The 25448-nt window shown below is 45.5% G+C and carries 18 protein-coding genes, 2 tRNA genes and 3 rRNA genes; 17 read left to right on the forward strand and 6 right to left on the reverse strand.

The window, feature by feature from the left end; genetic code table 11:
* The first annotated feature begins 3 nt into the window (after positions 1-3).
* A complete protein-coding gene (gene uxuA, locus FGL37_RS15055; RefSeq protein WP_028069902.1) occupies positions 4-1164 on the forward strand; it encodes a mannonate dehydratase in 1161 nt (386 codons plus the stop codon).
* Between the two features lie 131 nt (positions 1165-1295).
* Here uxuA and FGL37_RS15060 read toward each other — a convergent pair whose 3' ends face one another.
* Together FGL37_RS15060 and FGL37_RS15065 are read right to left on the reverse strand one after the other, a co-directional pair.
* The gene (locus FGL37_RS15060; protein WP_028069903.1) at positions 1296-2318 is read right to left on the reverse strand and encodes a LacI family DNA-binding transcriptional regulator; all 1023 of its coding nucleotides are present in this window, start codon (positions 2316-2318) and stop codon (positions 1296-1298) included.
* Between the two features lie 688 nt (positions 2319-3006).
* Complete coding sequence (locus FGL37_RS15065; protein WP_138096888.1) at positions 3007-3186, reverse strand: hypothetical protein; 180 nt, start codon at positions 3184-3186, stop codon at positions 3007-3009.
* Between the two features lie 600 nt (positions 3187-3786).
* On the opposite strand from FGL37_RS15065, the gene FGL37_RS15070 reads away from it, so the two are divergent.
* The 13 genes from FGL37_RS15070 (at position 3787) to FGL37_RS15130 (ending at position 19486) form a co-directional block, all read left to right on the forward strand.
* Positions 3787-5314, forward strand: a 16S ribosomal RNA gene (locus FGL37_RS15070).
* Between the two features lie 122 nt (positions 5315-5436).
* Positions 5437-5510: transfer RNA gene (locus FGL37_RS15075), tRNA-Ile, on the forward strand.
* An 11-nt stretch (positions 5511-5521) separates the two neighbouring features.
* Positions 5522-5595, forward strand: a tRNA-Ala gene (locus FGL37_RS15080).
* A gap of 273 nt (positions 5596-5868) precedes the next feature.
* A 23S ribosomal RNA gene (locus FGL37_RS15085) occupies positions 5869-8752 on the forward strand.
* A gap of 146 nt (positions 8753-8898) precedes the next feature.
* Positions 8899-9010 (forward strand): 5S ribosomal RNA (rrf, locus tag FGL37_RS15090).
* Together the 16S, 23S and 5S rRNA genes with 2 tRNA genes alongside form the textbook arrangement of a ribosomal RNA operon.
* 340 nt (positions 9011-9350) lie before the next feature.
* Positions 9351-11489, forward strand: coding sequence for a cytochrome-c oxidase, cbb3-type subunit I (gene ccoN, locus FGL37_RS15095; protein ID WP_028069187.1), 2139 nt, complete (start codon positions 9351-9353; stop codon positions 11487-11489).
* A 4-nt stretch (positions 11490-11493) separates the two neighbouring features.
* Complete coding sequence (locus FGL37_RS15100; protein ID WP_028069186.1) at positions 11494-11691, forward strand: hypothetical protein; 198 nt, start codon at positions 11494-11496, stop codon at positions 11689-11691.
* A 3-nt stretch (positions 11692-11694) separates the two neighbouring features.
* Complete coding sequence (locus FGL37_RS15105; RefSeq protein WP_081817812.1) at positions 11695-12588, forward strand: cbb3-type cytochrome c oxidase N-terminal domain-containing protein; 894 nt, start codon at positions 11695-11697, stop codon at positions 12586-12588.
* 11 nt (positions 12589-12599) lie between these two features.
* Entirely contained in the window at positions 12600-13988 is a 1389-nt protein-coding gene (ccoG, locus tag FGL37_RS15110) for a cytochrome c oxidase accessory protein CcoG (RefSeq protein WP_028069185.1), read from the forward strand.
* An 11-nt stretch (positions 13989-13999) separates the two neighbouring features.
* Complete coding sequence (locus FGL37_RS15115; RefSeq protein WP_028069184.1) at positions 14000-14422, forward strand: FixH family protein; 423 nt, start codon at positions 14000-14002, stop codon at positions 14420-14422.
* 2 nt (positions 14423-14424) lie between these two features.
* The gene (locus FGL37_RS15120) at positions 14425-15117 is read left to right on the forward strand and encodes a sulfite exporter TauE/SafE family protein (protein ID WP_028069183.1); all 693 of its coding nucleotides are present in this window, start codon (positions 14425-14427) and stop codon (positions 15115-15117) included.
* Positions 15118-15171: 54 nt separating this feature from the next.
* Positions 15172-16635, forward strand: coding sequence for a cardiolipin synthase (gene cls, locus FGL37_RS15125; RefSeq protein ID WP_037532539.1), 1464 nt, complete (start codon positions 15172-15174; stop codon positions 16633-16635).
* 127 nt (positions 16636-16762) lie between these two features.
* On the forward strand, positions 16763-19486 hold the full coding sequence (locus FGL37_RS15130) for a hypothetical protein (protein ID WP_051606631.1): 2724 nt from the start codon (positions 16763-16765) through the stop codon (positions 19484-19486).
* Positions 19487-19793: 307 nt separating this feature from the next.
* On the opposite strand, the gene FGL37_RS15135 is transcribed toward FGL37_RS15130, so the two are convergent.
* Positions 19794-20375 (reverse strand): thymidine kinase, encoded by a 582-nt coding sequence (locus FGL37_RS15135; protein ID WP_051606629.1) that lies wholly within the window; start codon positions 20373-20375, stop codon positions 19794-19796.
* Between the two features lie 235 nt (positions 20376-20610).
* On the opposite strand from FGL37_RS15135, the gene FGL37_RS15140 reads away from it, so the two are divergent.
* Complete coding sequence (locus FGL37_RS15140) at positions 20611-21564, forward strand: DUF8457 domain-containing protein (RefSeq protein WP_028069179.1); 954 nt, start codon at positions 20611-20613, stop codon at positions 21562-21564.
* Positions 21565-21643: 79 nt separating this feature from the next.
* On the opposite strand, the gene FGL37_RS15145 is transcribed toward FGL37_RS15140, so the two are convergent.
* The gene (locus FGL37_RS15145) at positions 21644-22270 is read right to left on the reverse strand and encodes a substrate-binding domain-containing protein (RefSeq protein WP_138096890.1); all 627 of its coding nucleotides are present in this window, start codon (positions 22268-22270) and stop codon (positions 21644-21646) included.
* A gap of 99 nt (positions 22271-22369) precedes the next feature.
* Here FGL37_RS15145 and FGL37_RS15150 point away from each other — a divergent pair, with 99 nt between their 5' ends.
* Positions 22370-22675, forward strand: a complete 306-nt coding sequence (locus FGL37_RS15150; RefSeq protein ID WP_028069177.1) for a YbaB/EbfC family nucleoid-associated protein — start codon at positions 22370-22372, stop codon at positions 22673-22675.
* Between the two features lie 10 nt (positions 22676-22685).
* Positions 22686-23372, forward strand: coding sequence for a metal-dependent hydrolase (locus FGL37_RS15155; RefSeq protein ID WP_317132241.1), 687 nt, complete (start codon positions 22686-22688; stop codon positions 23370-23372).
* Positions 23373-23452: 80 nt separating this feature from the next.
* On the opposite strand, the gene FGL37_RS15160 is transcribed toward FGL37_RS15155, so the two are convergent.
* Together FGL37_RS15160 and FGL37_RS15165 are read right to left on the reverse strand one after the other, a co-directional pair.
* A complete protein-coding gene (locus FGL37_RS15160; RefSeq protein WP_028069175.1) occupies positions 23453-24274 on the reverse strand; it encodes a UDP-2,3-diacylglucosamine diphosphatase in 822 nt (273 codons plus the stop codon).
* 299 nt (positions 24275-24573) lie between these two features.
* Positions 24574-25443 (reverse strand): N-acetylglucosamine kinase, encoded by an 870-nt coding sequence (locus FGL37_RS15165; RefSeq protein WP_028069174.1) that lies wholly within the window; start codon positions 25441-25443, stop codon positions 24574-24576.
* Between the last annotated feature and the right edge of the window lie 5 nt (positions 25444-25448).

The following is a 25448-nucleotide window of genomic DNA, read 5'->3' on the forward strand; positions in this document are numbered from 1 at the left end:
TAAATGAATAAATTAGAACAAACCTGGCGTTGGTATGGCCCCAATGATCCAGTAACCTTACAAGATGTTAAGCAAGCAGGGGCAACCGGCATTGTCTCCGCTCTTCATCATATTCCGCATGGTGAGGTATGGCCATTAGCAGATATCCAAGAACGTAAAAGAATTATCGAAGAGGCCGGACTTACCTGGTCCGTAGTCGAAAGCGTCACTGTACATGAGGAAATCAAAACAAAGGGACCCAAAGTCGATGAGTATATCCAGAAATATCGCGAGACCTTGAGCAATCTTGCAGAATGCGGTATCAAGACAGTCTGTTACAACTTTATGCCGGTACTCGACTGGACGCGTACACAGCTTGATCTGCTTATGACAGACGGATCGAAGGCGCTTTATTTTGACTGGATTGATCTGGCTGTTTTTGATATTTTTATATTAAAGCGTGAAGGTGCTGATAGAGAATATTCAGAAGATATTGTCAAACAGGCGAGCGGGCGATTTGATCAAATTTCAGAACAGCAAAAACAGGACTTGGCCAATGTTGTGTTGATGGGCATTCCCGGGGAGAAGAGTGTGGAACTCGATGCGCTGAGAGCGAGTATCGATACCTATAAACACATAGGGAAAGAAGGATTACGTGAAAATCTGGTTTATTTTTTAAACGGAATTGCGGCGACCTGTGAGTCGAACGGTATTCATATGACAATTCATCCGGATGACCCGCCGTATCCTATTTTGGGGCTGCCGCGTATTGCGAGCAATGGCGAAGATTTTAACTACTTTTTGAATGCGGTTCCGCAACAATTTAACGGCGTTTGTTTTTGTACGGGCTCTTTGGGGGCTAGTCAGACAAATGATCTACCGGCAATTTTGGAAGAGATTAAGCATCGGGTGAATTTTGTTCATCTGCGCAACGTGAAGAAAGATGCTATCGGTAGCTTTTACGAAGCGGATCATCTGGATGGCGATGTTAATATGTACAAGATCATGAGAATTCTTGTTGCTGAAAATCAGCAACGATCAAAAGCGATTCCGTTTAGGCCAGATCATGGACACCAGATGCTGGATGATCTGCATAAAGTGACCAACCCGGGGTACTCCGCGATCGGCCGGTTAAGAGGCTTGGCTGAATTACGCGGTTTAGAATACGGAATAATAGGCGAGTAGGAGGAAGCTTATCAAGTCGGATGGCTAATATCCTCTGCTGGACAACAAAAAACGGCTTGGAGAAATGATGTTTTGACATCTATCTTCGGCTGTTTTTTTGTTGCTGTATCGATCGGCGTATTGGTACAGCCTTATAAGGATGATTTTCGGATAATAAGCTGTGTAGGCAGCTCAATCGTTTCAAATTCATGGACGGGCCTCGTTCGGTTGATGGTTTCGATCAGTTTTTTTGTCGCCAATTCCCCTATTTCTGTTGCTGGCTGTACGACTGTTGACAGAGCGGGGTTCAACGAAGCTGCGATTTGCGTGTTTGAAAACCCGATGACAGCTATTTGTGCAGGTACCTCGATCTGAAGTTCGGCTAAGATGCCCAATGTTCTTGTGGTGATGACATCGGTTGCACCAAAAATCGCGTCTATATTTTTATGTTCGATATATTCTTTGGTTAAGATTTCTTTTATTGTACGGTCTAACTCAGCTGTATTATTAAAACTACACTCAATATAATGCTTTTCGTCAAATGGAATGGCTGCGTCGGCTAGAGCGGCTTTGAAACCATTGAGCCGTTCCTGTGCAACCCCCAGGTTTTTTCCGGTGATGTGTAATATACGGCGTTTTCCGCGTTGGATAAGATGCTGCGTCGCGCTATAAGCGCCCTGAAAATTGTTCACCCCGACCTTGAAGGTATCCAATGCATGATTGATACGGTCGAAGATTATCACCGGTATTTTGGCTTTTATCAGTGCTTTAAGTTCTTCAATGTTTGAATCGAAACTGACAGGAGCAATCATTAAACCATCGATGCCTCTCATTTTTAACACGTCAATACAATTCTTTTCGATACGTTCGTCTTCACGGCTTTGCATAAAAATGATGTCATAGACCGTTTGTTGTGACGCAATCTGTATTCCATCGAGGATTTGTGATACGAAAGTATTACTGATATTGGAAACGATAACGCCAATTGTGTTCGATTTTCCGATTTTTAGGCTTCGTGCTAATTTATTTGGATGGAAATTATGCTTTTTTGCATATTCTTGAACCATTTTTTTTGTTGCTTCGCTGATTTCATAGCTGTCTGACAGTGCTTTGGAAACAGTCGAAACGGAGATGTTCAATTCTAAGGCAATATCTTTCAGGGTGGTTCTGCTCATCGCTATCGGTTATTGAGAAGATAAATCTACATAAAAAAATAGATAAACAAGTTTTTTTAATAATTATCAAAGAATTATTACCTGATCTTCTGCACATCGGGAGCGGCAAGAGTGCCAGGGTGAGGAATTGGCTTGGTGTTTTTACTATTGTCCGATTTAGGGGGCTGGATAACGTATGTTCAACTTGCTACCAACTTTATTAGTAAAGTCGGATTTCTAGACATCTTAAATGGGTATAAATGGGGATTAACAAGGGTATACCCCTATAATACCCCTGTTAACCCCCTGTTAACCCGATGTTATTTCCGTGTTAGCTTTAAATTTGATTATAATTTAATGAAAGTTAGTCAGGAGTAGGAACAGAAGGTACATCCTGACGGACCTTAAGCGACTTCCAGGTCCTCAGTTTGCTTCCGCACAGGTTTCCTTTTATCGGCCTGCGGATCCGCTTATAGTCTGTCCGGAGTGTGTGTGTCCGTGCTGCCCCATGTTTTCTCCGGCTGCGGTGCACCGGGGATCCACTGCTGCTCTGCGCCTTATCCGCATCCGGGGCAGGATGACCGTGGAGTGAGAACAGGGCCCGGGGGCGCTGAGAGCGTGCAGGACACGGACTCAACACGGACTCAGCACGGACTCAGCACGGAAACAGGGTGGAGCCACCGTGCTGAGTCCATGCTGCTGTCAAGGATTATCGGAGTATTGCCGGCTCTGGTAATCCGTCTTCAGCATCTGTTGCCCGGGCTCCGGGGGGCGTCGCTGTTGGCCATGGTCTGCGGATGCTGTCCGCCTGCCGGTGGGCCGAAGTCTTTCCGTCCAGACCGTATGCCCCGGGCCGGATTTTCCGGCCTTGGAGCAGGCCCCGTCTCAAACGTCCATCTTTCCGGGGAATTGGCTGCTCTGCCCGCCCGGCTCCGGGCGGCTTTCAGGCCTTTCGGCCCCTGTTCTGCGGCCGCGGAGCCGCCGGTTTCAAAAAGAATCGTCCACCTGTCCAGCAGGTTAGGTTAAAAACAGAAAAAATAAGCACAGAAGGCTTGGAAGTTTGTTATAAAAGTTTCTATCTTTGCACCACTCCGCAAGGGAGGGCGGGCTGCTCCGGAAAAAGCAGCCATGAAAGAAAGAAGGGTTCAACGGTAGCTGAACGCGGAAACCGGAAAAAGAAAGCCAAAAAAAACTTCAGAAAGTTTTTGGAAGTCCGGAAAAGATTCCTACCTTTGCAGTCCCGTCGGAAACGGCGGGGAAACAAAAAAAGATAAAAGAGGGCGCAATGCCATCGGAATACAGCGGATACGGAAGTTGAAGCGCATAAAGTTCTTTAATAACACACAATCATGTAGCGTGACGAGTAGGCAGACGAAAGTCGAAAGTCATAGAACAGATTCAAGTAATCCGTTCAATTCGGTCCAAGATCAGAGATATTAAAAAAAGAATTCTGATTATTATAAATAGTCGGAATCAAAAACTTCATTTTACAATGGAGAGTTTGATCCTGGCTCAGGATGAACGCTAGCGGCAGGCCTAATACATGCAAGTCGGACGGGATCCATCGGTAGCTTGCTATCAATGGTGAGAGTGGCGCACGGGTGCGTAACGCGTGAGCAACCTGCCTCCATCAGGGGGATAGCCTCTCGAAAGAGAGATTAACACCGCATAACATATCAGACCGGCATCGGTCCGATATTAAATATTTATAGGATGGAGATGGGCTCGCGTGACATTAGCTAGTTGGTGGGGTAACGGCCCACCAAGGCGACGATGTCTAGGGGCTCTGAGAGGAGAATCCCCCACACTGGTACTGAGACACGGACCAGACTCCTACGGGAGGCAGCAGTAAGGAATATTGGTCAATGGGCGGAAGCCTGAACCAGCCATGCCGCGTGCAGGATGACTGCCCTATGGGTTGTAAACTGCTTTTGTCCGGGAATAAACCTCCTTACGAGTAGGGAGCTGAATGTACCGGAAGAATAAGGATCGGCTAACTCCGTGCCAGCAGCCGCGGTAATACGGAGGATCCGAGCGTTATCCGGATTTATTGGGTTTAAAGGGTGCGTAGGCGGCCTGTTAAGTCAGGGGTGAAATACGGTGGCTCAACCATCGCAGTGCCTTTGATACTGACGGGCTTGAATCCATATGAAGTGGGCGGAATAAGACAAGTAGCGGTGAAATGCATAGATATGTCTTAGAACTCCGATTGCGAAGGCAGCTCACTAAGCTGGTATTGACGCTGATGCACGAAAGCGTGGGGATCGAACAGGATTAGATACCCTGGTAGTCCACGCCCTAAACGATGATAACTCGATGTTGGCGATAGACAGCCAGCGTCCCAGCGAAAGCGTTAAGTTATCCACCTGGGGAGTACGCCCGCAAGGGTGAAACTCAAAGGAATTGACGGGGGCCCGCACAAGCGGAGGAGCATGTGGTTTAATTCGATGATACGCGAGGAACCTTACCCGGGCTTGAAAGTTAGTGGAGGATGCAGAGACGCATCCGTCCTTCGGGACACGAAACTAGGTGCTGCATGGCTGTCGTCAGCTCGTGCCGTGAGGTGTTGGGTTAAGTCCCGCAACGAGCGCAACCCCTATGTTTAGTTGCCAGCATGTAATGGTGGGGACTCTAAACAGACTGCCTGTGCAAACAGTGAGGAAGGTGGGGACGACGTCAAGTCATCATGGCCCTTACGTCCGGGGCTACACACGTGCTACAATGGACGGTACAGCGGGCAGCTAGCTGGCAACAGCATGCTAATCTCTAAAAGCCGTTCACAGTTCGGATCGGGGTCTGCAACTCGACCCCGTGAAGTTGGATTCGCTAGTAATCGCGTATCAGCAATGACGCGGTGAATACGTTCCCGGGCCTTGTACACACCGCCCGTCAAGCCATGAAAGTTGGGGGTACCTAAAGCATGTTACCGCAAGGAGCGTGTCAGGGTAAAACCGATAATTGGGGCTAAGTCGTAACAAGGTAGCCGTACCGGAAGGTGCGGCTGGAATACCTCCTTTCTAGAGCATCGCGGACCGTTGCTCGTCACGTACCACATGATTGAAAAAGAATAGAAACATCAGAAGAAAGTGCCCTCCCCTTAAAGGAGCGGTCCCGGAAGGAGAGATGGAATAATACAGCTAGTCCCGTAGCTCAGTTGGTCAGAGCACTACACTGATAATGTAGGGGTCAGCAGTTCAAATCTGCTCGGGACTACAGATAGAAAAGGGGAATTAGCTCAGCTGGCTAGAGCACCTGCCTTGCACGCAGGGGGTCAACGGTTCGAATCCGTTATTCTCCACGAGATAGTATATAGTATTTAGTATATAGTATTTAGAGATGATATGGCGACATATAATGATCTTAATACTAACATCTAACTACTTATATCTACCAAAGAGTTCTTTGACATACTGAAAGAGAAAAAAAATTACAAGAGAAGACAACAGTAGAGACAATGCTGGTATGTGTCTGATGTGATGAGGAGATATCCGGTGAATGCCGGAGGAATCATTGCGTAGCATGCCGGTATATATCAAAAGCAGCCGCATAGTAGCAAAAGGCTATGCCGGTGAAGAAAGTAAATAAGGGCACACGGGGGATGCCTAGGCTCTCAGAGGCGATGAAGGACGTGATAAGCTGCGATAAGCCACGGGGATCGGCAAATGCGAACTGATCCGTGGATTTCCGAATGGGGCAACCCGGCATGTTGAAGACATGCCGTATGATACGCGAACGCGCTGAACTGAAACATCTAAGTAGGCGTAGGAGAAGAAAATAACAATGATTTCCCAAGTAGTGGCGAGCGAACGGGAAAGAGCCCAAACCGTGCATGTTACGGCATGTGCGGGGTTGTAGGACCACGATATTGTACTGTGCTATGAACTGGAAGCAGGTGGGAAACTGCGCGACAAGGGTGAGAGCCCCGTACAGGTAAAGAATACAGACATAGTGGTATCCTGAGTACCGCGGGACCGGAGAAATCCTGTGGGAATCTGCCAGCACCATCTGGCAAGGCTAAATACTCCTGAGAGACCGATAGTGGACCAGTACCGTGAGGGAAAGGTGAAAAGAACCCCGAACAGGGGAGTGAAAAGAACCTGAAACCGTGTGCTTACAAGCGGTTGGAGCAGATAGATTCTGTGACAGCGTGCCTTTTGCATAATGAGCCTACGAGTTACTCTTGTCTGGCAAGGTTAAGTCCTTCAGGGACGCAGCCGAAGCGAAAGCGAGTCTTAACAGGGCGCATAGTCAGATGAGGTAGACGCGAAACCCTGTGATCTACCCTTGGGCAGGTTGAAGTTGCAGTAACATGTAATGGAGGACCGAACCGATAAACGTTGAAAAGTTTCCGGATGACCTGAGGGTAGGGGTGAAAGGCCAATCAAACTGGGAAATAGCTCGTACTCCCCGAAATGTTTTTAGGAACAGCGTGAGAACTGAGTCTGTCAGAGGTAGAGCTACCGATTGGGTGCGGGGGAGTCAAATCCTACCAAATCCAGACGAACTCCGAATGCTGACAGATATGTCTTGCAGTGAGGCTTTGGGTGCTAAGGTCCAAGGCCGAGAGGGAAAGAACCCAGACCATCAGCTAAGGTCCCCAAATCCGTTCTAAGTTGAACTAACGAGGTCCGGCTGCCCAGACAGCTAGGATGTTGGCTTGGAAGCAGCCATTCATTTAAAGAGTGCGTAACAGCTCACTAGTCGAGCGGCCGGGCGTGGATAATAAACGGGCATCAAGAACGGTACCGAAGCTATGGATTTGTACTGAAAGATGTACAACTGGTAGGGGAGCATTCCATCGCCGGGGAAGCACAGTGGTAATGCTGTGTGGAGGTTATGGAAAAGCAAATGTAGGCATAAGTAACGATAAGGCGGGTGGGAAACCCGCCCACCGAAAGACCAAGGTTTCCTGATCAACGTTAATCGGATCAGGGTCAGTCGGGACCTAAGGCGCACCCGAAGGGGGCAGGCCGATGGACAACTGGTTAATATTCCAGTACTCTTTTTAACTGCGATGTGGTGACGGAGTAGTGACACTGCCGCGAACTGACGGAATAGTTCGTTGAAAGGCGTAGGTATTGGAGCTGTAGGCAAATCCGCAACTCTAGCTGAAACCCGATAGTACAGCAAAGCTCCGGCGGCGCTGATAGAGCAGGTAATCAGACTTCCAAGAAAACCCGCTAAGCTCCAGGTTAAGAAGACCCGTACCGCAAACCGACACAGGTGGTCGAGGAGAGAATCCTAAGGTGCTCGAGTGAATCATGGCTAAGGAACTCGGCAAAATGGCCCTGTAACTTCGGGAGAAGGGGCGCTGTCTCAGCGATGAGCAGCCGCAGTGAAAAGGCCCAGGCGACTGTTTAACAAAAACATATGGCTTTGCAAAATCGGAAGATGAAGTATAAGGCCTGACACCTGCCCGGTGCTGGAAGGTTAAGAGGGGATGTCATCGCAAGAGAAGCATTGAATCGAAGCCCCAGTAAACGGCGGCCGTAACTATAACGGTCCTAAGGTAGCGAAATTCCTTGTCGGGTAAGTTCCGACCTGCACGAATGGTGTAACGATCTGGGCGCTGTCTCAGCCATGAGCTCGGTGAAATTGTGGTATCGGTGAAGACGCCGGTTACCCGCAACGGGACGGAAAGACCCCATGCACCTTCACTATAGCTTAACATTGGGACTGGGTACAGGATGTGTAGGATAGGCGGGAGATATCGAAGCGGGTTCGCCAGGATCCGTGGAATCGCCCTTGAAATACCGCCCTTTCTGTATCCGGTTTCTAACTCCGCAGAGCGGAGGACATTGTTTGGTGGGTAGTTTGACTGGGGTGGTCGCCTCCAAAAAGGTAACGGAGGCTTTCAAAGGTAAGCTCAGTACGCTTGGTAACCGTACGAGGAGTGCAATGGCATAAGCTTGCTTGACTGTGAGACCCACAAGTCGAACAGGGTCGAAAGACGGACATAGTGATCCGGTGGTTCTGTATGGAAGGGCCATCGCTCAAAGGATAAAAGGTACGCTGGGGATAACAGGCTGATCTCCCCCAAGAGCTCATATCGACGGGGAGGTTTGGCACCTCGATGTCGGCTCGTCACATCCTGGGGCTGGAGAAGGTCCCAAGGGTTGGGCTGTTCGCCCATTAAAGTGGCACGCGAGCTGGGTTCAGAACGTCGCGAGACAGTTCGGTCCCTATCTGTTGTGGGCGTTGGAAGTTTGGGTGGATCTGACCTTAGTACGAGAGGACCGGGTTGGACAGACCTCTGGTGAACCTGTTATGCCGCCAGGTGTACGGCAGGGTAGCTACGTCTGGAGCAGATAAGCGCTGAAAGCATCTAAGTGCGAAACTGGCCACGAGATGAGACTTCCTGACAGGGCCGTAGAAGATGACTACGTTGATAGGCCACAGGTGTAAAGGTTGAGAGACCATAGCCGAGTGGTACTAATAGCCCGAAGCTTTCTCATGCAGACAGACACTGTTGTCTTCCTCTTTAATTTTTGGACACTCTTTCGGTATATATGTCAGTATGGTGCGTGCTGCCGGACCGGTATTTTTCCCTGCGGAGGGAAGCTGAATACCATCTCCAGCTGCTTGATACCATAAATGATCTTTAGGTGCCTATATCGGCGGTGTCTACCTCTTCCCATTCCGAACAGAGCAGTCAAGCCCGCCAGAGCCGATGGTATTGCCGTAACAGGTGGGAGAGTAGGTCGGTGCCTTTTTTTACACGGAAGCCCTTGCTGGAAACAGTCAAGGGCTTCTTCCGTTTACAGCGGTACATGCTGCGCGCAGCTGGATGACCCGGAGGGAACCGCTTTCGATCTGGAATGGCATGCTTCAGCCTGTGACACCCGTCACTTTTATGTACACGCGTTGGCCGTTCCCTCATAACAGGTTACTTTTGCTTAAGTTAACTATTTAAAAATCAGTATGTGACATATGGTAATCTAATTTTTGCTGTTTCAATAACAAAGTGACGTACATCATTTTTGTACGCATTTTACATCATTAGATTGTCACAAAATGCTGCTTACTTTTGATTCAGAATCAACAATTTAAGTAATGCAGTTAGAGCAGTTTAATTACGACAATAAGATTGTCAGAAATTTCGGAATCGCTACCATTATTTGGGGGATAGTTGGTATGACTATAGGATTGCTTGTGGCAACGCAACTTGTTTGGCCCCAGATGAATTTCGGATTGCAGTTTACGACATTTGGTCGTGTACGTCCCGTACATACCAATGCAGTGATATTTGCGTTCGTTGGTAACGGTATTTTTATGGGAGTATATTACTCCTTACAACGGGTGCTAAAAGCAAGGATGTTTAGCGATATGTTGAGTAAACTCCATTTTTGGGGCTGGCAGCTCATTATAGTTGCCTCAGCGATTACATTACCATTAGGCCTTACCTCTAGTCATGAGTATGCGGAAATGGAATGGCCGATCGATATCGCGATTACATTGATCTGGGTGATATTTGGAGTCAATATGTTTGGCACCATTATCAAGCGCCGTGAACGGCATATGTACGTGGCCGTCTGGTTTTATATTGCCACATTTGTTACTGTAGCCGTATTACATATTGTTAATTCCATTCAATTGCCTGTGGCCGGATGGAAAAGCTACTATATATATAAGGGAGTACAGGACGCTCTTGTACAATGGTGGTACGGCCACAATGCTGTCGCGTTCTTCCTGACTACCCCTTATTTGGGGATGATGTATTATTTCCTGCCAAAGATGGCTAATCGGCCCGTTTATTCCTATAAACTGAGCATTCTTCACTTTTGGTCCTTGATCTTTATCTATATATGGGCTGGTCCACACCACTTGTTGTATACCGCGCTACCTGGCTGGGTGCAATCCTTGGGCGTTGTTTTCTCAGTGATGCTGATCGCTCCAAGCTGGGGTGGTATGATCAATGGTCTGTTGACTTTGCGTGGAGCTTGGGATAAGGTGCGGACAGAACCCATGCTTAAATTTATGGTTGTGGCATTGACCTGTTATGGTATGGCGACATTCGAAGGCCCAATGCTGTCCTTGAAACAGGTAAATGCCATTGCCCATTTTACGGATTGGATTGTCGCACACGTGCATGTCGGCGCACTGGGCTGGAACGGTTTTATGACATTCGGTATTCTGTACTGGCTGATTCCACGTATCTACAAGACCGAACTCTATTCAAAGAAGCTGGCATCAACGCACTTCTGGATAGGCACACTGGGTATTTTGTTTTACGCAATTCCCATGTATTGGGCCGCAGTGGTACAAGGACTGATGTGGAAAGAATTCACACCGGAAGGCGTACTAAAGTATCCCAATTTCTTAGCTACAACATTGGAGATCTTACCAATGCATATGATGCGCGCATTAGGAGGTGCGTTGTACCTGTCTGGCGTGTTACTAATGACTTTTAATTTGGTTAAAACCATGCAAAAAGGCAAGCTCGTTGCGGATGAACCTGCGGAGGCACCTGCCTTGCTACCGGTTCAGGTCAACGAACGATCCAAGCACCGCCGTCTTGAACGTAAGCCGATATTGTTTATGGTGCTGGCTCTTATCGCGATTCTGATTGGCGGTATGGTCGAAATGATTCCCACATTTACGATTTCGAAAAATGTGCCGACAATTGCCAGTGTACAACCGTATACGGCGCTGGAACTACAGGGACGTGATCTTTATGTACGCGAGGGCTGTGTTAACTGTCATACCCAGAGTATCCGCCCTTTTCGTTCGGAGACTGCCCGTTATGGAGAGTACAGTAAAGCGGGTGAATACGTATATGATACACCGTTTTTGTGGGGATCGAAGCGAACAGGCCCCGATCTGCACCGTATAGGCTCCAAATATCCAAACAAATGGCATTTTGATCATCTCCTGGACCCAACAATTACTTCGCCGGGCAGTATTATGCCGAGCTATCCGTGGCTGATAGAGCAGAAATTGGATAATTCCATTTTGAAAGACAAAATGAAAGCCTTGCGTAAACTGGGGATTCCCTATACTGATGCAGCGATTGAAAATGCCGACCAGGACCTGCAGAAGCAAGCACAGGCGATTGCAGATGATCTGAAGAATAATCAGGTCAATGTATTGGCTGACCGCGAAATTATAGCCGTAATCGCTTATCTACAGCGATTGGGAACAGATATAAAAGCCGCTCCGAAAACAACTGAACAAATAAACGCAAATCAATAGAGAAATGTTTAAGCAAATAACAAATCTAAACGGAAGTGAACTTTATCTTATCGTGTCACTTTGGATCTTCCTTATCTTCTTCCTTTCGGTCGCCGTAATGTTGTTTCGGATGAAAAGGGAGTATATCACTTATATGAAGGAATTGCCTTTGGAAGAAGATGAAACTGAAAAGGAACTGAATCATTCACCTGAAAGTCTATAGTATATGAGTTTATTATTGGATACTGCCCCAGCCACCTTGGAAACTGTCCAGTCCACTATCGGATTTGGTTCGGATAATGTATACACGGATATTTTAATTGTCGTTCTGATTGTGGTGATGCTAGCTCTTCTAGCTTCTGCGCTGATGGTCAATCGCGCCATGAAGTCCATTATAAAGATAACCATGCCCGAACTGTTTAAAGAAGAACAACAGAAAAAATTAGCGAAAAAAGGCTGGCCAAGACGCTTCTGGAACAAGGTTATGGGCATCCGGCCGATATCGGAGGAAAAAGACATCGTCATCGATCATGAATATGACGGCATAAGTGAACTGGATAATCCGATTCCGATCTGGTTCAACTTTCTATTTTATGGTACTGTGTTCTTTGCTGTGGTATATTTATTTATCTATCAGCTTTCGGGGATCGGCATGAACCAGGACCAGGAGTATCTGCACGAAATGAAGATTGCTGAAAAAGAACGTCAGGCTTACCTGCTGGCCTCGGCAAGCAATGTCGATGAAAATACGGTGGAGTTCCAACCCGAAATGGCAGGTGATGGAAAGGCCATCTTTGCAGCAAACTGCGTAGCATGTCATGGCACTAATGGCGAAGGGGGCATAGGGCCTAACCTGACCGACAAATTCTGGCTACATGGTGGTGAAATCAAAGATATTTTCAAAACTATTAAATACGGCGTTCCGGACAAAGGAATGGTGCCGTGGGAGCAAACATTGAGTCCTGCGCAAATTGCACAGGTCGCTAGCTACATCGTTACATTGCGGGACACGCACCCGGCCAATCCGAAGGAACCTCAGGGTGACGAGGTTACCTATGGAGATCATAAGGATCAGGAGCATACGGCAGAGGAACGGACAGATAAAAAAGCAGAACAGTAAACTGGAGAGCAATGAGCACAGCAGCAGTCGATAACAGTAGTAAGGAGTCGAATAAATCAAAAAAAAGAAAATGGATTTACGCCAAGAAACCACATGGGGAATGGTACAAGAGGAGACAATGGGTGGGATACGCGCTGCTACTGTTCTTATTTGCCGCACCCTTTGTCAAGATAAATGGCGAGCCCTTTTTGATGTTCAATATTATTGAACGTAAGTTTTCTATTTTCGGTCAGCTTTTTTACCCGCAGGATCTATACATATTCGTATTCGGGATGTTGATCATCATGGTCTGTGTGGTGTTGTTTACCGTGGTATTTGGCCGCATCTGGTGCGGATGGGCCTGTCCCCAGACCATTTTTCTGGAATTGATATTCCGAAGGATCGAATATTGGATAGAGGGCGACTGGCAACAACAGAAAAAACTGAACGAGGGACCTGATACAGATCAAAAGCAGCTAAAAAAGCTCCTGAAGCACAGTATATTCCTAATTATCTCATTTTTTATTTCAAATATCTTCTTGTCTTATATCATCGGTGTGGATGCGCTGATCAAAATAATTACCGATCCATTGGACCAACATACCGGCGGCTTACTGTCCATTATCGTATTTACTATGGTCTTCTATGCGGTTTTTGCTTATGTCAGAGAAATCGTGTGCATTGCGATCTGTCCGTATGGCCGCTTACAGGGAGTGCTGCTGGATGATCAGAGCATCACTGTCGCTTATGATCGCCGACGCGGCGAGCCCCGGGGAAAGCAGCGTAAACATACGACAGTCCCACAAGGGGATTGTGTGGACTGTAAACTCTGTGTGCACGTGTGCCCGACAGGAATCGATATCCGTAACGGGCTGCAACTGGAGTGTGTGAGCTGCACAGCATGTATCGATGCCTGTGATGCCGTAATGGAGAAAATTGGGAAACCCAAAAACCTGATCGGCTTTTATCCGATGGGGGAAATTGAAGGGACCCTCAAGAAGAAAAGTAACGCGAGGGCAGTGGCCTACTCGATTGTTCTGGTTCTCTTGATAGCTGTTTTTGGCTTCTTGTTGTTCAGTCGTTCGCCAGTCGATGGACGCTTGCTGCGGGCGAAAGGAAGTACATACCAACTTCGTGATGATAAGACGATCAGTAATCTCTATTCCCTCGAGCTGATCAATAAGTCCGGTAAAACCATGCCCTTTCGCCTGGTATGTGAGGATCCGCGTTTAAAAGTTCAGTTGGTCAACCCAATACAGCAACTTGCTAAGGATGGTCATGCGACGCTCAGCTTTTTTCTGATCATAGCTAACAAGGATGTTCAGTCCTATAAAAGTAATATAAAATTATCTATCTACTCGGGAGACAGAAAAGTAGAGAGTTTGAAGACTACTTTCATTGCGCCTCCCGGCATGAATTAAACACAACGACAATGAACTGGGGTATAAAGATTTTTTTAAGCTTGGGGGTATTTATGGCGAGTATCGTGGCTGTGGGAATTTATATGGTCAGCCGGGATTCGGATAGCCTAGAGGAAGATGACTATTACGAACAGGGGCTTAACTATGACCGGGCTTACGAAAAGAAGCAAAATGTGCTTATTATGCAGGAGTCACCCACCATAACGATCAGTGGAGATACTTTATATATCCATTTTGTGTCGAAAGTGAACACGGGAAAGCTCTTGTTGCGGAAACCTTCGGATAGTCGTCTGGATAGAGAGTTACCATTCCGAACCAGCAACAATATCTTTGTGTTGCCACTTTCGACCTTTGACCGGGGGATGTGGAACCTCTATATTGACTGGAAAAGTTTGGGACGAGATTTTTTGTTTGAAGAGCATATTCTGTTTTAAAAATGAGTTACACCTATTTTGCATTTTTTATGGGCTTGTTGGGCAGCGTTCATTGTGCAGCCATGTGTGGGCCGCTGATTTTTGCCATAGAAGGTAGGCAAGGGATCGGCTGGCGTGCGCTGACCAATAAAGTACTGTATCAATTGGGAAGGATACTTACCTACGGCAGCATTGGGCTTTCTCTCGGCACAATCGGAACGTTGGCCCAGATTCAGGGCTGGCAGCGTGCCCTAAGCTGGTCTACCGGTATTTTGTTGGTGCTCATCGCTCTGCTCCATTTCATGGGCAGAGCCAATCAGACTGTCAGCCACTGGCAAACCATGGCTGTACAGCCTTTTGTCCGTCTTCTTTCGCGTTGGCTGCTTAAACCCGGCGGAAGTTTTATCGCGGGTATTTTGAATGGTTTGTTGCCCTGTGGAATGGTTTATATGGCACTCGTATCTGCTATTAACGCCGATGGACCGAAGCAGAGTTTTTTATTCATGCTGTACTTTGGTCTGGGAACCCTGCCTCTACTATTTCTATTTTCCTTCCTGGGGAACTTCTCCCGCTCGTTTAAACTTGGTTTTTCGAAATGGATACCCTTTCTGTACCTCTTGCTGGGGATTTGGTTTATGTTAAGGGGGGCCAATCTGAACATTCCTTATTTAAGTCCGCTGATCCATATCGAGGGTGCGGTAAACTGTATATCATGATAAACAATATATCATTTCGAAGTATTATATTTGGGATTAAACTTAGTCTGCAACATGGAGGTACTTCATCATATTTTACAGATTGCATTACAGTATTATTGGATTCCTTTACTTATACTCTATATCGGTGTAATTGGAACGATCCTGATCGAAAACCGTAATCCGGCAAAGACCATCGCCTGGATAATGGTTATCGTCTTTTTACCGGTCATCGGTCTGTTGATTTATTATTTCTTCGGTCAAAAATTTAAGAAGGTAAAGAAGATGAAGCGGATGTACCGGGAACAGTCTAAAAAACTCCTGGACGCATGGCGCAGAGAATCGGAGATTATGGAAGAACATATTGATACCTTGAACGACCGTATCGGTAGTCTTGCCATGGTATACCGGTATCTCAAAAACCAAAAAATCTCTACGTTTTCACTCAATAATGAAGTACGCCTCCTTATTAACGGCGAAGAGAAGTTTCCGGAACTGATAGCGCAACTAAAAGCTGCGCGACATTCGATCCACATGGAGTATTATATCTGGGAATTGGATGAAATTGGCCGCGAGATATTGCAGATTCTGGAAGAGAAATCACAATCAGGTGTCACGGTACGGCTGATTTTAGACAGTTTTGGTGCGCCTGATGTGATTAAATATCTGCGCAGGCACAAGCCGGACTTTAGCTATGAAGCTTTTCTTCCGGTAACGTTCACTTCTCTGGCCAATAGCAATTATAGAAATCACCGTAAGATTGCAGTTATCGACGGCAAAGTCGGTTTTGTAGGCGGAATCAATATATCGGACCGTTATATCAATAATGAAAAAAATGAAATTTATTGGCGGGATACGTCAATGATGGTTGTTGGGGCTGCTGTAAATACCTTGCAAATCCAGTTTTGGAACAGCTGGAACCAAACCGATGGAGAGCCTTTTGAGCTTAGCAAAGGGTATTTAAATCGGTTTCCAGTGAGCGAGGAGGATGCTAGCGGCGTAGGTTTTACGGCTAGCGATCCGGGGTCGCCCGCACCATTCAATATGGAAGCCATTATTGCGGGGATCAACGAAGCGAAGGAGTATGTGCAGCTATGTACGCCTTATTTTATCCCAAGTGACCAGTTGACTACAGCTTTGATGCTGGCGGTTTCTTCGGGCGTCCGTGTCGATCTCATGTTGCCAGCACAATCGGATTCTTTTTTCGTACAGCACGCTTCCTTTTCTTTTATCAAACCCCTGCTCGAAAGGGGAGTCAACGTATACCTGTACACTAAAGGTTTTCTACATGCCAAAACAATCTGTATCGACGGAAAACTGGCGTATATAGGTACCACTAATCTGGATATCAGAAGTTTCTATATCAATTTTGAGATATCAGGCATCGTTTCAGACAAAGCGGTCTGTGATCGGCTCTGTGCCCAGTTTCTGGAAGATATCGACGATTCTGAATTAATTACTATTCGAAAATGGATGCAGCGGAGCAGATGGAAGAGGGGAGTGGACTCGATCTGCCGCTTACTGGCTCCCTTGCTCTAAGTGATGTGGTATATGCGTTTTTGGGGTCTTGATTTGATCTGATAAATGTTAAAAATGCCCTGATAGGGTTGGTCTTTGCCTAAAATTGAATATATTTAGCTATTCATTTTTTATTCTAAGACTTTCAATGAAGCACATCAAACTATTGACTTTATCGATAGGACTATTAGGAATGGGGTCTAGTTATGCGCAGACCGCGCCTACATTGCCTATTAATACGATCGTAGAACGCGTTCAGAAATATTTTCAGGTTTATCCGGTTGAGAAAGTACACTTACATTTTGATAAACCTTACTATGCCGTTGGTGATACATTATGGTTTTCTTCCTATCTGTCCCGTAATCTCGCAGAGTATGAACCCAGTAAGATTGTCTATGTCGAAGTGCTGAATAGCCGTGATTCATTGATCCAGACGCTTAGGGTGCCCCTGGAGAAAGGTGTGGGTAGTGGCCAGATGATACTCGATCCCCAGTTTATGTCGCAGGATAACTACCGTTTTAGAGCGTATACGAAATGGATGGCTAATTTCGACAATGCCTATTTTTTCAATAAGATCGTACCGATCGGGGATGTGATCAACAAAAAGTTGATCACAAACATTGAGTTTCAGAATAACCTGCAGGGGAACAAAACCCAGGCGGTGATCCAGTTCCGTGACCGAACCGGTAAGCCAATGGTCAATTCTAAAATTAACTGGGAATTTGTTTCTGGATGGGAAACGCTCGATAAAGGGAAGGGTGAAACAGATGCGCTGGGTAAGGTAACGATCGGGTTATCGGCCAAGGAAAAGGCAAATCTGGAAAAGGGCCAGCTTAAGGTCAGTATTCAGGAGAATAAAGAGGAGAAAGCGCTATCCAGCTCTTTCCTGCTCAAAAATGCGTTGTGGGACGCGGACGTGCAATTTTTTCCAGAGGGTGGAGATTTAATCGCCGGCCTGGCCAAAAAAGTTGCCTTTAAAGCCGTTGGCTCTGATGGTAAGAGTTTAAAAGTTAAGGGAAGTATTCTTGATTCAAAAGGCAAGCCTGTCGCCGAATTTGAGGATTTTGGGCTAGGGATGGGTTACTTTTCGTTGTTGCCGCTTGCTGGCGAAAACTATCAGGCGGTTGTCAAATTCAACAATGGACAGGAACGCAAATATAAACTCCCAGCCGTGGTGAGTGATAAAGCCAATGTGGTTTTCATCAAGCAGGATGAAACAAATGCTGAATTTGCAGTAGTAACCAGTGAGGATAACTTTACGAAAAACAACGCATTATCTTATTATATCCTGGTACAGTCTAATGGGCATCTATGTTTTGGGGCTCAGGTCAACATGAAATCTTCGTCAGCACTGGTTAATATACCGAAAGAACGTCTGCCGAATGGTATTGTTCAAGTAACCTTATTGACGCCGGATGGAAAGCCCGTGAGTGAGCGCCTGGCATTTGTACAGAGTGAAAAATTGTTGAATATACAAGTTAGCAGTGACAAAGAAAGCTACAAGGCAAAGGATCCGGTCAGTATCAAGTTGTCGGTAGATAACAATGGACAGAAGACCCCGGGGAGCTATTCGATAGCGGTCATCGACGAATCCAAGGTTCCCTATAATGATCAATCAGATGTGTCGATTGTCAGTAACTTCCTGCTGACCTCAGACTTGAAAGGCAACGTCGAAAGTCCGAACTTTTACTTTGATGAAAAGAATCCCAACCGGGACAAGGCATTGGATGCCCTGCTGATGACACAGGGCTACCGCCGTTTTGATTATCCGAGCCTGATTGCCGAAAAGCTTCCGGCAATCAACTTTCTTCCCGAGCAGGGAATTGAGCTGTCGGGTATTCTGCGACTGAATACGGGAAGGCCGTATCCCAATGGTGGTCTACTGTTGACGATACCTTCGCGCAATATAAAAAAGGATGTGTATACGGATCAAAACGGCCGCTTTGCCTTTAAGGATCTCGTGTTTCCGGATTCTTCCAAAGTAACGGTGAATGCGCGTTCGAATGATAATTATCGTAGCCTGGTGATCAATATGGATCAGAGCTATTATCCGGAGATAGATAAAAATAATGGTTACAAAAGCTACTTCGTGCCCAATATAGACCAGGCTATCGCACCTTACCTGGACAACAGCCGCAAAGAGTACCGGAAGTCGATCTTACTTGACGAGGTAGAGGTGACCGGTGTACAGAAGAAAGTAATCACCAATAAGGATTTTCCTGCACTTTCGGGATTGTCCATGCCTGAACACCGTATCGAACCGGACCGCCTTACAGGCTGTAATGTGCTGACTATGTGTCTTCAGACCGTGCTAACGGGTATCACCTATGACCCGCAGACTCTGAAGTATTATGTGTCGCGAGACTATAATGCGGGGGGACGTACACCGGTACAGTTTTTCCTGAATGGTATGCCTATAGACGAGCCGGGGCTCAACAGCATCAATGTAGCGGATATCGAAGGTATAGAAATCTTCCTGCGGGACGAATTGGGTACTGTCTCAAGGATGTATCAAAATAATGGTGTGGTGTCCATCTATACCAAGAAGGTTGAGGCGAAGAAACCAAGAATGTCGTTGAGTGAGATTGAAAGTTTGCTGCCCAAATCCAACGTAATCGATATGTATCCATTAGGCTATATTAAAGAACGCAAATTCTACGTGCCGAAGTATGATACGCCGGAGCGGAAGGCTGTAAACGACCTCAGAACGACAGTTTATTGGAATCCAAAGGTGACGATAAATGAGACGGGAGAAGCCACGCTGCAGTTTTATAATGCCGATGGAAATGGAAATTATAAAGTAATTGTGGAGGGAATGGACCAGACCGGCAATATTGGCCGCAAAGTAATCAACTACCGTGTCCAGCCCTAACGGAATTGCTGGAAGAAAAAACGCTGCTTCATTTGAAGCAGCGTTTTTTTTTCAAAAAAAAACACCTCCTTGATGGGCAAGGAGGTGCAAACTAACCAATTATAAACCTAAATTATGAAAAGTATTTTGTCGCCTTTTATGGCGTTTATCCTCTTATTTATTACAGTTATTTCAAATCTTATGCCAAACTGATCGGAAAAAGAATACGGCAGCAATCTATCGATCTATATCTATTCAGAACTGCTTTCAACAGCAGCCTAATGCATCATATGCAATTCCAGATTCGGAGTTCCACGTGATGAAGAAATTATTGCCCAAGATTATAATAACATTGGCGGCAAAGGGGCTCATAGGCTTCTTTTTCGCCCAAAAGGACCGTTTCGGTGTCTTTGGACAGTCTATAGGAATAGTTTGCGGGGGCGCCGCACTGCATACATACCGCATGTACTTTGGTCACATGTTCGGCGACAGCCATTAAACTGGGAATGGGGCCAAAAGGCTGTCCCTTATAATCCATGTCCAGACCAGCGATGATGACCCGAATGCCACTGTTTGCCAATTTGACACATACTTCTGTCAAACCGTCATCAAAAAACTGGGCTTCGTCTATGCCTACAACCTGCGTGTCCGCACTCAACAATAGAATAGCGGAGGAGTGATCGACCGGTGTAGATGGTATGCTATTGCTATCGTGCGAAACAACCCATTGTTCATCATATCGTTTGTCGACGGCAGGCTTGAAGATCTCGACGTGAAGACGTGCGTATTGTGCTCGTTTCAAGCGGCGGATCAACTCTTCCGTCTTGCCGGAAAACATGGAGCCACAGATCACTTCAATACTTCCCACTCGAGCTGGTCTCCATGTCAAGTTATGTTCAGAAAAAAGCATTTGAATAATTTAATGATGTTTGATGGCCTGCAAATAAGGTACTATTTGTGGAGCGACCGTCGATTATATTCTGTTTTTGACCGTGCTAATATCAGAATTAATATTTAAATTTGAGTAGCAAAAAAGGCGACGGAAATTCAATTATTTATAAATCAAAGGATTGAGTTTTCCACTTTTTAAGCGGCAATTAGAGTGAGTGTTATAAACGAATTACAAGCGATTTCAACAAGAATTTATGGGTACTAAGGACGAAATACTGAATAAAATAGGAGATTTATTACAAGATCTGCATACGCGCTACGAGACCCTGTCGGACAGAGACAGCTGGGAGTTTGGGGAATTAGTGACACTGGAAGCGAAAGCGCAGGCCGTGGCTGCTTATATCACTTTGCTTAAAACGAATACCGTACTGCAGGAGGAGCAGGTACCCAATTCCTTAAATGCAGCAGCCACAGAAAGCAAAAAGATAGCGTTCAACGACTATTTTACACCTCCGTCGTCTATCCGAACTGCTAATCAGGGAGTAGTTTCGCCTGAACCGCTGATTAACGATCAGGAGGCTGCGGAAAGTCCTGTGAGTGCGTCAAACGTCGCTGCCCCAGTGGAGGTAACTGTTGCTTCACAGCCTTCTGCTACGGAGTCCAATGAATCAGCGGTGGATTCTATTGCTGATGATGCTTCGGAAAAAACGTATGAGGTGGCGGAACCTGTTATCAACCTCGTAGATGAAACTGAGGTTAAGGCGGAACCAGTCGTAATAAACGAAGTGGTTGAGGAAGAAAAACAGGTAATCATTGAAGAACCCCTGCCCAGAGCGATCCAGGAGGAGGTGAATACGGTTGTTGAAGAAGCTCCTTCCAGACCCCTGACCTTAAATGAAATTATCTCACAGCAAAAACAAGCTGGGGTACAGAATCGCGTATATCAGGTAAATCAGGCTGCGAGTGCAGATAAATTGACCGATATAAAAGCGGGTATAAGCCTGAATGACAAATTGCTGTTTATCAAAGACCTGTTTAATGGTTATAGCCTCGCGTATAGTGAAGCCGTGGAGTTACTGAACAGATTTAATAGCTATGCCGAAGCAGATGCTTTTTTGCAGACAAATTACGCCGTCAAAAATAAATGGGCGGACAAACCGCATACGGTCGAAAAGCTATATGAGGTACTTCGCAGAAGATATCAGTAACAACAAGCTGATCAGCCAACAAAAGAGGCTTTGACTCATAGTCAAAGCCTCTTTTTTATGCGTTTAGTAAAATGAATTGTTATTTTAATTGAAACTGTAGCCAATGCTTACCCTCGTGTCCATACACGAAGTACTTGGGCTGGAGGATCTCCGCCAGTGCTTCGAGTTCGGTCAGATAGTCATATCCCGGTACTTGGGCAAAGTGCGGTTTTGTGATGACAAACACCTGGTCCAGCTCGACCGCCTTGGAAGCAGCAACCCCAGGAATGTTTAATAAGTCGGGGATAGCAGCGAAAGCCGTTTCATCGCTGTTGATCAATATGATTTTGTCTGCTTCATGAGCTGTTGTCACTGGGATTCCGCCGGCTATTTGGATGGATTCGTTCAAAAAGGCAGTGTGGTTGACTTCTACAGGCTGTATTTGATTTAATGTCCATACTTTAGGCCTGTCAGCCACTGTAATGAATTTTAGCTTATGGATCAGTATATTGGTATCGTCTTCAATTTTTTCAACCAGTTCATTGATGGCGTCTGTCTGCTGTAATTCCATTCCCAGGGCATTGATATACGCAATGATATCATCAATCTTTACCAGATTGTTTTGCTGGGAGATCAATTTGAGATACGTTTGTGGCGGGACAGCCAAGTTATCTAGATTTAGCTGTTCCAAAAGATGGTCAACTAATAGTTGTTGATTGCTTTGCATGCTGCAAAAATACAAAATGCACCGCATTAGCGAAAGTAAATTAGCAATAGCCGGTGTTGGGGGATTTTCGTAAATTAGCATAAAATAAACGGTATACATATGTTTGACAAACTATTTCAAGCGCAACAAAAAGCGGAGGAGATCAAGAAACGGTTAGATACGATTTCGGTGTCGGGTGAAGTGGAAGGCGGGTTGATCCGCGTGATCGCAACCGCTAATAAGGAGATCAAAGAAATTACGATAGATCCTGTTTTTTTGTCCAATGCCGATAAAGAGGAATTGGAAGAACTATTGGTTGTCGCCCTGAACAAAGCGATCACGCAAGCAGATCAGATCAGTCAGGCGGAAATGCAGGCGGCTAGCAAAGATATGCTGGGCGGACTAAGTGGATTGTTTAATCAATAGAAATACGATTATGATAAAAGCGACTTACTACGGACAATCTTGTGTGGAATTTGACTTCGATGGAACAAAGGTCTTGTTGGACCCGTTTATCACTTACAATCCTTTGGCAAAAGCGATTGATGTCCATTCGATTAAGCCGGATTTCATCTTCCTGAGCCACGGACATCAGGATCATGTGGCTGATATGGCCACAATACAAAAGAACAGCGGTGCGACAGTACTGGCTATTGTTGAGACAGCTGCGTGGGTCAGGAGACAGGGCGTTGCTGATGACAAAGTGGTGGAGTTCAATCTTGGTGGTACGGTTCAGTTGCCTTTTGGTTCTGTCAAGATGGTGTACGCGGCACACACTAACAGCACGCCAGATGGTCAGTATGGAGGCTTTCCTGTAGGCTTTGTATTCGATGTACAAGGAAAGAAAATCTATTTTGCAGGGGATACGGCGCTGACCATGGAAATGAAACTACTGGCGGACCTGAACCTGGACTGGGCATTTCTGCCTATTGGTGGACACTATACGATGGATGTTGATGATGCTGTCAAAGCAGCAACCTTTATCAACTGTGCGAGCGTAGTTGGCGTGCACTATGATTCGTTCCCGCCCATTACAATCAATAAGCAACAGGCGTTGGACAAGTTTCAAAATGAAGATATTTCGCTGTTACTTCCCCAGATTGGTGAGACGATAGACTTATAAAACAAAGAACCGGAGATGTCCGGTTTTTTGTTTTTACTGGTTTTGGTTGAAAGCAATGTTTTTTTCCTTCAGATGGCTGCCTAAGACGATATGACGATTTTCTTTAAATCCTCCAAACTGAAAAGCGGCGTATCAATAATTTTGTTTTTCAGAATTTGCTCTTTGTGCTCTTCGAAATAGAATAATTGCCATTCGCCATTTTTGTATTCAAGGCTGCTCAGGTTTTCAATCCAGTCGCCCGAATTCATATATGTACAGGTACCCTTTCTGGTGATTACTTCTTTGATCTGTGGCTGGTGGATATGTCCGCAGATAACAAAGTCGTAGTTGTTTTCTATTGCCAGTTCGGTGGCGGTATGTTCAAAATCTGAGATATATTTAACAGCCTTTTTGACAGAATTTTTAATCTTTTTTGAAAGGGAATATTTCTCCTTGCCCAGTTTGTCGAGGCAAAAGTTGATGATGTTGTTCAGCTGGATCAGCTTATCGTATCCCCATCCGCCTAATTTGGCCAGCCATTTTGAGTGATGGATTGATGCATCAAATACGTCGCCATGAAAGACCCATACTTTTTGGTTGTTGAGCGAGAGCAGTAACTTGTTGCTCAATTTGATGTTTCCAAGTTTGAGGTCGGTAAACTTGCGCAGCATTTCATCATGATTTCCAGTGATATAATGCACCTCAGTACCTGTAGAACTCATATCGATGATCTTTTTGATCACTTTCAAATGCTCTTGTGGAAAATAACTTTTTTTAAACTGCCAGATATCGACAATATCTCCGTTGAGTATAAGTATTTTGGGGGATACTGACTCCAGGTAAAGTAAAAGTTCTTTTGCACGGCTTCCGTAGGTACCCAGATGGATGTCGGAAAGTACAAGTATATCAAGGCTTCTTTTCATGTGCGTAAATTGTCTTAAGAACAATGAAGCTATCATGATCAGTATCTCGTTTTATGGGCTTAAGGTTCGTCGATCTCATGATGGTTTCATCGATATTTCTATTACAAAAGAAAGATACTTTTATTTTGTTCAGATGAAATTGCTGTTATGAAATCATTAAAAAGTTTTATAAAATAGTATAAATCAGTTTATTCTAAATTAATATTGCCGATTATGGCAGCGGCAACAGTCTGGATGCAAAAAAAAGGTGTCCAATAGTCTGGACACCTTTTTTTATCATGTTAAAGAATATTATCTTCTTATTTGGCTGTTGCCGTTGCTGCTGCGCGGTCGATATGGAACTGCACCAAGTCATCAATTGGGGAGCGTAAAATCTTTCCGACTTTCATGCCATACTGTTCGGCTTTTTCCGCCAGAACATTCCTGAAATTGTAGCCGACCGAACCGATACAATTGAAAGTATAACTCTGATAATTAGGATATTTGCTGACTAGATTTTTGAAAAAAGCTTCAAATGCATCGTCGACAATATTACGTGTATATTCTATATTGACGTTGTTGTCATAGACAAATTTGCTAAAGCTAGCGCAGAAACGGTTGGGCATCGGTTTGGTGTATACCGCGTCCATGATTTCGTCTTTGGTCATTTTATAGGTGTTCCAAAACATTTCTTTGACATCTTTAGGCATTAGATTCCGGACGTAGTCCGCAAGTAGTTTTTTGCCGATATAACTGCCTGACCCCTCATCGCCCAGGATATACGCACCCGAATCGATATTTAATGTAATTTCTTTGCCGTCGTACAGACAGGAGTTGGTTCCTGTACCTAAAATTGCTGCAAATCCAGCTTGAGAGCCTAATAATGCTCTGGCTGCGGCGAGAAGATCATGTCCCACCTCTACTTTCGCAGTAGTAAATACTTGTTGCAGTGCATCAACCACGATCTGAGCCTTTTCTTTATTATGCACCCCGGCGCCATAATAATTTACTTCCGCAATTTTTTCAAAAGGTAAATCTTGCGGCAATCCTTTTTTTAGGGAGTTTACAATGTATTCACTGTCAACAAAATAAGGGTTGTATCCCTCTGTGTTGAAGTAGATTTTTTTATTTGAATCATCTAACAAACACCAGTTTGTCTTTGTTGATCCCCCGTCAGCAATGATTATCATTATTG

Source organism: Sphingobacterium thalpophilum, assembly GCF_901482695.1.
GTDB classification, from domain to species: domain Bacteria; phylum Bacteroidota; class Bacteroidia; order Sphingobacteriales; family Sphingobacteriaceae; genus Sphingobacterium; species Sphingobacterium thalpophilum.